The sequence below is a fragment of the Paenibacillus qinlingensis genome (assembly GCF_031455095.1).
Lineage (GTDB): Bacteria > Bacillota > Bacilli > Paenibacillales > NBRC-103111 > Paenibacillus_E > Paenibacillus_E qinlingensis_A.
Window position 1 is genome coordinate 57,628 of sequence record NZ_JAVDSB010000025.1, and the last position, 11,159, is coordinate 68,786.

Annotated in this window: 11 protein-coding genes; 8 read left to right on the forward strand and 3 right to left on the reverse strand. The window is 45.4% G+C overall.

What is annotated here, in order from left to right; all coding sequences use genetic code 11:
* Position 1 precedes the first annotated feature (1 nt).
* The 4 genes from J2736_RS31985 (at position 2) to J2736_RS32000 (ending at position 4,243) form a co-directional block, all read left to right on the forward strand.
* Complete coding sequence (locus J2736_RS31985; protein ID WP_310502599.1) at positions 2–1,039, forward strand: FecCD family ABC transporter permease; 1,038 nt, start codon at positions 2–4, stop codon at positions 1,037–1,039.
* Positions 1,040–1,280: 241 nt separating this feature from the next.
* The gene (gene add / locus J2736_RS31990) at positions 1,281–2,321 is read left to right on the forward strand and encodes an adenosine deaminase (RefSeq protein WP_310502600.1); all 1,041 of its coding nucleotides are present in this window, start codon (positions 1,281–1,283) and stop codon (positions 2,319–2,321) included.
* Positions 2,322–2,494: 173 nt separating this feature from the next.
* On the forward strand, positions 2,495–3,415 hold the full coding sequence (locus tag J2736_RS31995) for a stalk domain-containing protein (protein WP_310502601.1): 921 nt from the start codon (positions 2,495–2,497) through the stop codon (positions 3,413–3,415).
* A gap of 69 nt (positions 3,416–3,484) precedes the next feature.
* Positions 3,485–4,243 (forward strand): (S)-benzoin forming benzil reductase, encoded by a 759-nt coding sequence (locus tag J2736_RS32000; protein ID WP_310502602.1) that lies wholly within the window; start codon positions 3,485–3,487, stop codon positions 4,241–4,243.
* Positions 4,244–4,271: 28 nt separating this feature from the next.
* On the opposite strand, the gene mscL is transcribed toward J2736_RS32000, so the two are convergent.
* A complete protein-coding gene (gene mscL, locus J2736_RS32005; protein ID WP_310502603.1) occupies positions 4,272–4,736 on the reverse strand; it encodes a large conductance mechanosensitive channel protein MscL in 465 nt (154 codons plus the stop codon).
* 104 nt (positions 4,737–4,840) lie between these two features.
* Positions 4,841–5,959: a histidinol-phosphate transaminase gene (hisC, locus tag J2736_RS32010; protein WP_310502604.1), complete on the reverse strand. Its 1,119-nt coding sequence runs from the start codon at positions 5,957–5,959 to the stop codon at positions 4,841–4,843.
* 149 nt (positions 5,960–6,108) lie between these two features.
* On the opposite strand from hisC, the gene J2736_RS32015 reads away from it, so the two are divergent.
* Positions 6,109–8,802, forward strand: coding sequence for an ATP-binding protein (locus tag J2736_RS32015; protein ID WP_310502605.1), 2,694 nt, complete (start codon positions 6,109–6,111; stop codon positions 8,800–8,802).
* Positions 8,803–8,857: 55 nt separating this feature from the next.
* On the opposite strand, the gene J2736_RS32020 is transcribed toward J2736_RS32015, so the two are convergent.
* Entirely contained in the window at positions 8,858–9,136 is a 279-nt protein-coding gene (locus J2736_RS32020) for a hypothetical protein (RefSeq protein ID WP_310502606.1), read from the reverse strand.
* 153 nt (positions 9,137–9,289) lie between these two features.
* On the opposite strand from J2736_RS32020, the gene J2736_RS32025 reads away from it, so the two are divergent.
* From J2736_RS32025 to J2736_RS32035, 3 genes are all read left to right on the forward strand, one after another.
* The gene (locus tag J2736_RS32025; protein WP_310502607.1) at positions 9,290–9,511 is read left to right on the forward strand and encodes a hypothetical protein; all 222 of its coding nucleotides are present in this window, start codon (positions 9,290–9,292) and stop codon (positions 9,509–9,511) included.
* A gap of 69 nt (positions 9,512–9,580) precedes the next feature.
* Complete coding sequence (locus J2736_RS32030) at positions 9,581–9,973, forward strand: VOC family protein (protein WP_310502608.1); 393 nt, start codon at positions 9,581–9,583, stop codon at positions 9,971–9,973.
* 71 nt (positions 9,974–10,044) lie between these two features.
* Positions 10,045–10,794, forward strand: coding sequence for a YwmB family TATA-box binding protein (locus tag J2736_RS32035; RefSeq protein WP_310502609.1), 750 nt, complete (start codon positions 10,045–10,047; stop codon positions 10,792–10,794).
* Positions 10,795–11,159: the final 365 nt, after the last annotated feature.

Sequence of the window (11,159 nt, forward strand, 5' to 3'; positions counted from 1 at the left end):
TATGACAACCTTGAAGCAGGAAAGTATGAAGAAACCGAGATTGTCAAAAGCCATCACGGTCATGTCGATTTTAACCGTACTCATTATTATCGTTTTTATTATAAGCATGAATACAGGCGTCATTCGTTTGAGTCCGCTTGAGGTGTTGCGAACATTGTTCGGGGGCGGGACGGCAAAGCAGGGACTTATCCTCTTTGATTTTCGGCTTCCGCGTATTGTGATCTCAATCTTGGTTGGAGCAGGCTTAGCTGTTTCTGGAGCCATCCTACAAGGGATTTCGCGAAATATGCTGGCTGACCCAGGGATACTGGGCATTAATGCGGGGGCAGGGCTAGCGATTATTCTAGTCGTCTCCTTTTATAAAAATAATGCGGCGAGTCCATTGTTCTTCATGCCGATGATTGCTATGCTCGGTGCGGGCTTGGCCGCGCTGCTCATTTATACCCTCTCCTATGTCAAAGGCAAAGGCATCTCGTCATCTCGTCTTCTCCTTGTGGGAATCGCGGTTTCTGCGGGGATTGCTGCTCTGATGATGGTATTATCCATTCGCTTGGATCCAACTGATTTTCAGTTCGTTCAGGTTTGGTTAGCGGGTAGTATCTGGGGAACAAATTGGAAGTTCGTTCTCGCCTTATTGCCCTGGATCGTCATCCTTATTCCTTATGTCATGTTCAAAGCGAATGTACTGAATGTGTTGAATCTAGGGGAAATGACGTCCATCGGATTGGGGATAAGGATGGAACGGGAACGGCTTGGGTTGCTTGCTGCAGCTGTTGCGCTTGCCGGTGCTTGCGTCGCTGTCGGTGGCGGGATTGGTTTCGTAGGTTTGATTGGTCCCCATTTAGCAAGAAGGCTAGTTGGTCCTAGGCATCAATACTTGCTTCCAGCTTCAGCGCTTACTGGCGGGTTGATACTAATCGTCGCGGACACGCTAGCGCGGGGGATGTTTCAACCCACCGAGGTTCCCACAGGGATTGTAGCCGCGGTTATCGGGGCGCCGTACTTTCTATATTTATTAGTTCGAACGAGGACTTCCTAAGAAGTCTGAGATAAAGATCCACAATGGGCTTCATAGCCTGTTGTGGATTTTTTTATTTTTTGCTGCTCCATTGTAAATGTCAGGTAACATAACGCATATACTAAATAAATCTAAATAAAACGAATTATTGTTATATATATTGACATAATACTCACATTCGTTTAAAGTAATAAAAATTCTTCTCAAGCGCACTAGCGCCATTGAGAGGCAAAGGGAGAGATGAGAGATGGCTCACACTCACATGCGAACACAGGATTTGTTAGCTAGATTACCAAAGGTGGATCTTCATTTACACTTGGATGGCAGTGTGAAGCCCGAGACGATTTTGGAACTCGCTCTCGAACAAGGTATATCACTCCCTGTTTACGATACCGATGGGCTAATTCCACATATGCGAGTGACGGACACTTGTGGAAGTTTGATTGAATACTTAGGTAAATTCGATTTTACAACACGTTTTCTACAAACAGGCGCAGCCTTAGAGCGTGTTGCTTATGAAGTGGTCGAACAATGCGTGGAGCACAACTGTCGGTATGTGGAGGTGCGTTTTGCTCCGCAGCTGCATCGCAACATGGGGTTAACGCTCGAAGATACGTTTCACTATGTGACGCAAGGGTTGAAGCGCGCAGGGCGCGAGTTTGGAACGAGATTCGGTGTAATTGCCATTTGTATGCGAAATCACACGTGTGCAGATAATTTGGAAGTAATTGAAGCAGCGGCTAAATTCTTAGGCAAGGGAGTCGTTGCCGTTGATTTAGCGGGGGATGAGGCGAATTATCCACCTGAGTTTTTCCGAGAAGTGTTTGCTAGATCACATACATTAGGCATTCCTGTTACCATTCATGCAGGTGAAGCTGCAGGTGCAGTTAACGTTTACAATGCGGTTACACATTTGGGGGCTGCGCGCATTGGGCATGGGGTAAGACTTCGTGAGAATGCAGAGATTCTAGGAATGATCAAAGATCGCCGTATCCCACTGGAAATGTGCCCAATCTCCAATATCCAAACGAAAGCTGTGGCTTCGTGGGAGGCTTACCCGATCCGTGAATACTTGGATCAAGGACTGATTATAACGATTAATACGGATAATCCTAGTGTGTCTGGTACGAACATTACGAAAGAGTATCGCGCGATTGCCGATCGATTCGCTTTTACAACACCAGAACTAGTGAAGTTGATCATGAACGGTGTGGAAGCCGCCTTTATGGAAGAACACGATAAAGTGCTATTTAGACAAGAGATGGAAGATGAGCTTAGCAGTTTGGGTGTATATCATAATTAATTAACAGTGGATGGGGATCTGTTGCGATGAGCAGCAGATTTTTTTTGTGCTTAAGAAGGTGTATGTTATGTTAAAATAAGGGAAACTTCTCAAATTCTTGCGGTTGGAGGCGGACGATGTGAAGGTCTCATAATGGAAGTCTGTGAGTTAACATAAAGACTGGGAGTGTTGAAATGAGGAAGTTTATTTTGGGTCTAGTCTGTGGGATTGGATTGACTGCGGCTACGGGTGTGTATGCATCGGATATGGTGCAGACTTATCTTTTTCCAGCGAAGTTCATCATTAATGGTGAAGAGAAAAGCACAGAAGGTTACGAAACATTGAACTATGAGGGACATGTTTATGTTCCTGTACGCTTTATAGCAGAAAATACGGGGAACACAGTAGTTTACGACGAGACTTCACAAACCATTGTGGTGGATGACGGTTTTACGATTAGGGATATTAATAATCCTGACATGCGTGCAGGGCACATAGCGGTTGAGAAGGAGGGGGCCCATTCCATTATTAAGGGACAACTCTTTATTGGCCACGATGCCTGGGATTACAAATTACTTAGTGCCTATCAGTCCATGAACCCAGGGGGCAATTCAACGCGAATAGATGCAGCAGGTAATCTGGCATTCTGGAACGATAAGGGACAGCTGCTGGAGAAAGTCCCTTATGTGGTTAATCAAATCCCGACACTGAAGGAGCAAATCATCTCGTTTGAAACAAAAAGTTTAACGGATATTTCGAGTTATACGATGGTTACCCTAGAAAGCAAAACGCCTTCACCTACACGTATGCCGGGGTATTCCGTGCCAGCGTTCATACAGGATGCTTCCCATAAGGTTAGTTTCGGTCTCGTTGATGTGCTGCGCAGCGGGGAATACACAATTGTTAGAGGTCTTTTAGGCAGTGTGGTCGAGAATGCATTACCTGCAAATGCGCCGATCGTTGTTACCTTTTATGACGAAAAAGGCAGTATCTTGGGTACAGCTACTACGACGCTTGGCGTGGAGAGACCACAGGGTATTCAGCCTTTTGCTGTGTTTGTCGGTAAAGGGGATTTCACGAATTATAAGTCAGTTCAAGTTACGTTGGCTCCATAGTGGAGATGCGTGGGTAGTTAACGGAACATCTGCGCGTATCGCTAATCTCAAAAAGAATGGAAGACATCTATGGATACTTATCTCATAACTGGCGGTTCCAAAGGGCTGGGCGCTGCCATCATCTGGCAGCTGCTGGGACAAGGAGCTGCGGTCCACTATATTTCCCGCAGCGAGAACGAGACCTTGCGCCAAGAGGCGCTGCGCGTGGGAGGTCAGCTGACCTTCCACGCTTACGACTTGGCGCAAACGGAAGGCCTAGATTCGCTCATGGAGCGAATCCTCTTGGGGCTGGATGGCGTGGCCTCCATCACGCTCATCAACAACGCGGGCATGCTCGAGCCGATGACGTCGATCGGCCGAGCAGCCCCTGACGACCTGCAGCGTAGCCTGCAGGTCAATCTCGTCGCACCCGCGGTGCTGACGAACAGCTTCATTCGGCTTACGCAGGCGTGGCCGATCTTGAAGCGGGTCGTCGGCATCTCCTCGGGCGCGGGGCGCAAGCCCTACCCCGGCTGGGGGGCGTATTGCACCGCCAAAGCCGGGCTGGACATGCTGACGCGCTGCGTCGGCATCGAGCAGCTGCAAGAGCCTCACCCGGTGCTGATCTGTTCCGTAGCACCGGGCGTGGTGGACACCGAGATGCAGCGGGAGATTCGCGCTGCATCCGAAAAGGACTTCCCGCAGGTGAGCCGGTTCGTCCAGCTCAAAGAGCAGGGTGAGCTGAGCTCACCCGAAGATGCGGCTAAGCAGCTGCTACGCCTGCTGCAAGCAAACGCATTCGAACAAGGCGAGATCGCTGATCTACGCAGCAAAGAGCCCGTGTCGTAATCCGACACGGGCTCTTTGCTATACCGATCTATTGAATGCTGCCGCTAACTGTACCACCGGACGAAAGCTCCGAAGTACAGAATTTACAACGTGATGCTTGCGCGGGAATTTCAGATAAGCAATGCGGGCAATCTTTGGTTGTAACGGCTTTTTCCTTCGGCGCTTCCTTCTTGCGGAACTTGCCAATTTGACGAACAACCATGAAAATGACGAATGCAACGATTAAGAAATCCAAGAAAGTGGATAGGAATTGTCCGTATCTAAAGACGGCGGTAGCCTTAGAGGCTTGATCAAATGTGTCGTAATGTTTCCCATCTAAGGCAACATACAAATTATTGAAATTCACTTTACCAATGAGCAAACCAACAAGTGGCATAACCAAATCATTTACAATGGACGTAATGACTTTACCGAAAGCCCCTCCGATAATAACCCCGACTGCGAGGTCGAGCATGTTCCCTTTGAATGCAAAATCTTTGAATTCTTTTAGCATGATGTACCCCCATGAGACTATAATTAATAGGATTGTACCATAGTTGATAGAGCCCAAACAAATACGATCCCATAAGCTAAGGGGGATGTTTTTATAAACGAGATCTACGCCTTTACAGCGACAATTTCCTTCAAAGCCTGGATAAGCACGGCATTTTCCTCGGAAGTACCAATCGAAATCCGCACATGATTCGGAAGATTCCAGCCGCCGCCATATCGAACAATAACCCCGCGACGCATCAAAATATCATAGATGGTTTTGGCTTCTGCGCCCAAATCGACGAGTACGAAATTACTCATACTTGGCGTAAAAGGAAACGCTAAAGCGCTCAGCCCGGCGTAAAGCTCTTCTTTCACCTTCGTATTATTAGCGCGTGTTGCCTCGAGATGTTGATCATCCTGGATAGCAGCAGCAGCGCCGACCTGGGCGAGTGTGTTTACGTTGAAAGGCTCTTTCACTTGACGAATCTTTTGCAAAATCCCAGCATCTGCGATGCCATAACCCACGCGAATACCCGCCAATCCGTAGATTTTTGAAAAAGTTTGCAGGACAACTACAGGATAGCCTTCTCTTACTAAGGCAAGACCATCACAATAATCATCAGCTGTGACGAAATGGCTATACGCACCATCGAAGATCACAAGCACGTGAGAGGGGAGACTCTTCACAAGTCGGTGCAAGTCTGTTTTGGTTATATAAGTGCCCGTCGGATTGTTAGGTGAACAAATATAGAGCATCTTCGTACGTGCCGTTACTGCCTCCAAGATCGTTTCAACTTCGTAGCGGAAGTTCTCCCCAAGAGGAACGTTAACGATACGGGCTCCAAGTAAGTTGGCTCCGAATTCGTATTCGCTGAACGTCGGAGATGGCACGATGACCTCGTCCCCAGGTTCTAAGTAAGTTTCAGAGAGAAGCGTAATCAGCTCGTCACCGCCATTAGTAACCAGGACTTGGTCAGGGGAAAATCCCCGTTTCTCTGCAATCGCTTCTCTAAGGTTGACTGTCTCTGCATCGGGATAGCGATGAATTTCAGATATGTAAGCTTGAATTGCTTCAAGTGCAAGGGGGGACGGGCCTAATGGATTTTCATTGGAGGCCAATTTGGTAACCGATGTGAGCCCGAATTCGCGTTGAACCTCCCAAATGGGTTTGCCGGGGGTATAGGGCTTCATGCGTGATAAAATACTGCGGGGATTGATGTTTTGAACTCCTGGACCTTCCATGTACAACACTCCTTTTTAGTAAATGCTTTACTTAAATACTACATTAACTTGGTAAAGTAGTAAAGTAAAAAGTTTGCATACCCTGATAGCGTTTATTTGGTATATGATACAGATACTAGGCGTTTATCAATAGAGGGGACGGCAGCAGGATGAAGAAAATGAGATTCGGTATTCGTGCCAAAATTATGATTGGATATGCATTCATCATTTTCTGCTTAACCCTTTCATTTGTACTTGTTAATTATCAGTTAGCCGCCATGCAGAGAGACCGCAATTATGTGATCGAACATGATTTTGCCGTCAATAGGGAGTCGAATCTTCTAGAGAAATACGTCATGGATATGGAAAACGGGCAGAGGGGCTATTTACTCACGGGGGAAGTCAAATATTTAGAACCGTATACGAGCGGACAGACCAAGTGGAGGGATTCTTTTAATCAATTGAAAGAATTAACGACCGATAACCCTGTACAAGAAAGAAATCTGCTCGCGCTTAAAGAATCTATCGAGAGTTGGCTTGTACAGACGGGTGGAACCATGCCGACAATGAGAACTGGTCTCGAGAATGAAAGTTATTTTAATTTCAGCTTTTTTATTACACACCAAAATATCCTAGATATTCGCTCGCAATTGAGTCGCTTTCGCAGCTTGGAAATGGGGTATGTGAAGGAGAGAGCAGCCCATCTGGATGCTCAAAACGAAATGTTGACCCACTCCTTATTTGCCATGCTGGGTGTGGTGCTCCTCTTTTCATTGATTGCAGCACTTCTTATTTCGAGATCGATTGTGGGGACCATTAAGCAGGTTACCAAGAGTATCATCAAGCTGAGCTCGATGAAGCGGGATCGTTCGAAGCGCATCCATGTCACGATGAATGATGAAGTGAAGGATTTGGCTGATGCAACGAATATTTTGTTGGAGAGTCAAGAAGAAATCGAGTGGCAGCAGCGGAAGCTGACGGAAGTGGTGCATATGCTGCAAGGCATTTCCAATTTGGAAACGTTAGGGACTATCTTTATACGCAAAGCGGCGGAATTGTTTGATGCTTCTTTCGGTGTTTTTTACATAAGAAACGTGCATGAATCTAAGGATTGCATGATGAGGTTGGCGACGTATGCCGCGATGGGAGAGAATGCGGAGGCTGGAAAGCCTTATTTTCAAATCGGAGAGGGCTTGCTTGGTCAATGTGTGATTGATAAACGAATTGTACATCTTACCCATGTGCCTGAATCTTATATCTCTTTAAAATCGGGACTGGGGTCAGCCGGTGCACAAAGTGTGCTCATCGTTCCGATAATTCATAATCAAGAAGTCATTGCCATCATGGAGCTGGCTTCGTTTGATAAGTTTTCATCGCTCCAACTGAGTCTATTGGATGATATTCTAGAAGTGCTTGGAACGATTGTAAATAGCGTACAAACACGTGTTGAGGTTGAACGTCTGCTAAGAGAGTACCAAGCGATGACAGAGGAACTTCAAATTCAACAAGAAGAATTGCATATGACCAATGAACAACTAGAAGAAAGAAATCGCTATGCGGATGAAAGGTCAAGGGAGCTGGAACATATGAAAGTTTCCTTTGAAGAACACGCCATTCAATTAGAGGTGAGCTCGCGGTACAAATCAGAGTTCTTGGCGAACATGTCGCATGAGCTGCGAACGCCGCTAAATAGCATACTGATTCTTTCTCAAATGCTAATGGAGAATAGTCATCGAACCTTAACACAGGATGAGCAAGAATATGCGCGTGTGATTCACTCTTCAGGGAATGATTTATTGCTCCTTATTAATGATGTTTTGGATGTGTCCAAAGTTGAAGCGGGTAAGTTGGATATTCATATAGGGGAACTGCACACAGAGTGGCTTCCCGAACTATTGCAAAGTCAGTTTGAGAAGGTGGCTGAGCAGCGAAAGCTTAATTTTGAGATCGACATGGATGCTCAAGTGCCGGCAGTTTTCTATACGGATGAACAGAGGCTTAGTCAAATTATCAAAAATTTACTCTCAAACGCGTTCAAATTTACGCATCAAGGTGCTGTGCAAGTAGAATTCCGCATGTGCAAGGCTGATCAAATTGCAGAGTTGTTGCCTTCGGCTGCCCATATGCAAGTTATGGCTGTTACGGTTAAGGATACGGGTATAGGTATACCACAGGACAAGCAAGAAGTCATTTTCGAGCCTTTCCGGCAAGCGGATGGTACGACCAATCGGAAGTATGGAGGGACTGGGCTTGGCTTATCGATTAGTCGTGAGCTAGCTCGACTTCTAGGTGGCAGTATCCATATGCAGAGTGAGGAGGGCAAAGGAAGTACGTTTACTTTATATGTTCCATCACTGCCGCATCTAATGGGAGTGAGTAATACGGTGCACAAGGAAGTGGCAGCCGCATCAACAAACGCCGATAATGAATACTTCCTTCGCGAAGTAAGCAAGAAAACCGCTGAGCAGGAGAATGGTTATAGCCATCATTTTAAAGATAGAAAAGTGCTTGTTGTGGATGATGATGTTCGTAACGTATTCGCGTTATGTAATGCTTTTGAGCAAGAGGGTATCATCGTGAGTGTCGCTCAGAACGGGCAAGAATGCTTAGATCTATTGGCAAAAGATGATGGGATAGAGCTTATTCTCATGGATATCATGATGCCAGTCATGGATGGCTATGAAGCGATGCGTCTTATTAGAAAAAATAGTCGATACGCAGATGTTCCGATTATTGCGCTTACCGCCAAAGCGATGAAGCAAGATAGGGATATCTGCTTGCAGGCAGGTGCCTCGGACTATATCAGTAAGCCGCTGCATGTTAATCAGCTTTTCTCGCTTATGCAGGTTTGGCTGAGCCAATAAAACATAAAAGACCTTTGATTACCTTCCAGGAGGAAGATGTCAAAGGTCTTTTGTGTCATTGGACATTTCGTTCTGTATGAACTTCAAAATGGTAAATCGTATTGCGCGTCAGGACACGGAAATCCAGACCGTCTTGATCAATCGCTTGAACACGAGTTGTTTTGAATGGTGTATGTTGTCTAACCCCAGATAACGTCATTGGACATCCTACCTCGGTCGGGTTCACTTCAAGAAATGTTTGCCCTTGAATCTCATCGAAATCGAATCGATCTGACCGATGCTTGGGGGTAATCCCATCCACCTCATAGATTTGCAGCAGCTTTAACAACCTCATTCTTGACCCTCCCATCTTCACTTTCGACTTCATTATACACGGACACTTTCATTTTGGCGAAATCTACAAACCTAACATAAACCTAAAGAAGTCCTGATACTTTCTTAGCTTCAAGGCGATACAATAATGCTATCTGAATCGGGGGTGTTGCGCATGCTGCACACGAAAGTAGTCATAGGGGAAAAAGAAGTTCTGATATTTTACGAATCCATGTACCAAGAGTATTCATCTCAGGCTATTGAAACGATAACAAAGCATTTAAATAATGTGCAGGTAAAGGAAGTATTTGATAACCTAGGCTTGGTGCATACAACGAATAAAGAGGTAACGCTCTTCTCGCTCAACGGGGAGATGGAGACCCTACTCATGACCTGATCCGCGGTCTAGCCCTTTTTATTATTTTTAGCTAATATTAAGGGTATTAGAATGAGGAGGTAGATACATTTGGCTGTTAAGAAATTGGAACATGTTGGCGTCATGGTAGCAAACTTAGAAGCTTCTATTACATTTTATGAAAATGTGATCGGACTTAAGCACAAAGGTACGTTGATTCATACGAATGGCGTTATTCGTCTAGGCTTTCTGGGCTTTGAGGTTGAGAATGAAACGGAAGTCGAATTGATTGAAGGATATAATGCGAACTTGCCTCAGGAAGGTAAAGTGCATCACTTGGCTTTTACGGTAGATGACATTGAAACTGAATTCGTAAGAATCCAAGGTTTGGCGATTGAGCAACTGGATACGGAAATTACAACGCTCCCGAATGGTTCTAGGTATTTCTTCTTTAATGGATTGGATGGCGAGCGCATTGAATTCTTTCAATCGACGCGTGGATAGGTTTAACATTTGCTAGATACGGGCATCCTTTTTACTAGAGTCATAGATTCTAGTGAAGAGGTGCTTTTTTCATGTCGAAGCGATGGACACAAACGGTGATTGGCATTATCCTACTTGGCTTATTCTTCGGATGGGTTCGTCATGTAGATGCCGAGGCAGAACAAGATGCGCAGCTATTACTAAGTGTGGCTAAGCCAGTTATGCAGACCAATCAAAAGATCACTTTCAAATATACAGGTTACTTTGGAGCATGTAGCGGTGTGAATGCTAGAGTTATCGCAGCTGGCCAGAGTTTGTCGCAAGAGCTAGGGTTCAGAACTAAGGATAATGAACAGAGTTCTAATGTGCAGGGTATTTATACTGTAAAATCTGAAGTAGCTGCTGGCGCGGTTATGACTTTAACGGTTGCAAGTCCAGTGGGTCAGTCAGCCTGTTATGCGGTCATACGATTAGATGCTTTGGGAAGCGTTGAACAGGACCAACTGCTGAAATGGCAGGAAAAAATGACTACACTGCTGATCAACCAAGGTATTCAAGGCAACTGGAACGTAATGATCCAAGGGAATGCGGTTCAGGACCTTGTTTTGGAGAATAGCCCAAAGGAATTCTTAACGGACCTCGTTCGTTCATATAAAGGATATGTCGTGGAGAGTTATGAAGATACAACAACTTTCAGTTTATCGTTGGCCTCTTCTGATTTCGAAACTTCCATACGAAGCGGTGATCAAAAGGTGAATGTCCAAATCGCGCTTCATCTAGATACAACTTCTGGCCTCTGGCGATTGACGGTAGGGACACCGATTATCACAATGGAATATTAAACTGCGAAGAGGGTGCTGTCGAGGCATCCTTTTTTTCGTTGCCTACTTGTAGGCACAATTCGAAAGAATGGCAATAGTGGAACTTTTCCAAAGGGGTTGTAATTGATTTCTAGGCATGGTACATTAGTCCTCGTTGTTCTGAAGCAAACAACCACGGACGAAATGAAAGTGGACTTGCTTTCCAACAATGAGGTATGGTAAGATGACTTTCCGACAGACACCGACTTAAATTGACAAGAAAAAAAGTGCTTGCAATTGAGAAACGATCTGTGGTATATTACTTCTCGCTGCTTCGGTAACACGGCAGTGAGCGAAAGAAATTGATCTTTGAAAACTGAACAACGAGTGAGTAAGCACAGTCGAGT

Excerpts from the sequence above, each read along its gene's own strand:
- J2736_RS31985 (WP_310502599.1), top strand. The coding sequence starts at position 2 with ATGACAACCTTGAAGCAGGAAAGTATGAAGAAACCGAGATTGTCAAAA.
- add (WP_310502600.1), top strand. The coding sequence starts at position 1,281 with ATGCGAACACAGGATTTGTTAGCTAGATTACCAAAGGTGGATCTTCAT.
- J2736_RS31995 (WP_310502601.1), top strand. The coding sequence starts at position 2,495 with ATGAGGAAGTTTATTTTGGGTCTAGTCTGTGGGATTGGATTGACTGCG.
- J2736_RS32000 (WP_310502602.1), top strand. The coding sequence starts at position 3,485 with ATGGATACTTATCTCATAACTGGCGGTTCCAAAGGGCTGGGCGCTGCC.
- mscL (WP_310502603.1), bottom strand. The coding sequence starts at position 4,736 with ATGCTAAAAGAATTCAAAGATTTTGCATTCAAAGGGAACATGCTCGAC.
- hisC (WP_310502604.1), bottom strand. The coding sequence starts at position 5,959 with ATGGAAGGTCCAGGAGTTCAAAACATCAATCCCCGCAGTATTTTATCA.
- J2736_RS32015 (WP_310502605.1), top strand. The coding sequence starts at position 6,109 with ATGAAGAAAATGAGATTCGGTATTCGTGCCAAAATTATGATTGGATAT.
- J2736_RS32020 (WP_310502606.1), bottom strand. The coding sequence starts at position 9,136 with ATGAGGTTGTTAAAGCTGCTGCAAATCTATGAGGTGGATGGGATTACC.
- J2736_RS32025 (WP_310502607.1), top strand. The coding sequence starts at position 9,290 with ATGCTGCACACGAAAGTAGTCATAGGGGAAAAAGAAGTTCTGATATTT.
- J2736_RS32035 (WP_310502609.1), top strand. The coding sequence starts at position 10,045 with ATGTCGAAGCGATGGACACAAACGGTGATTGGCATTATCCTACTTGGC.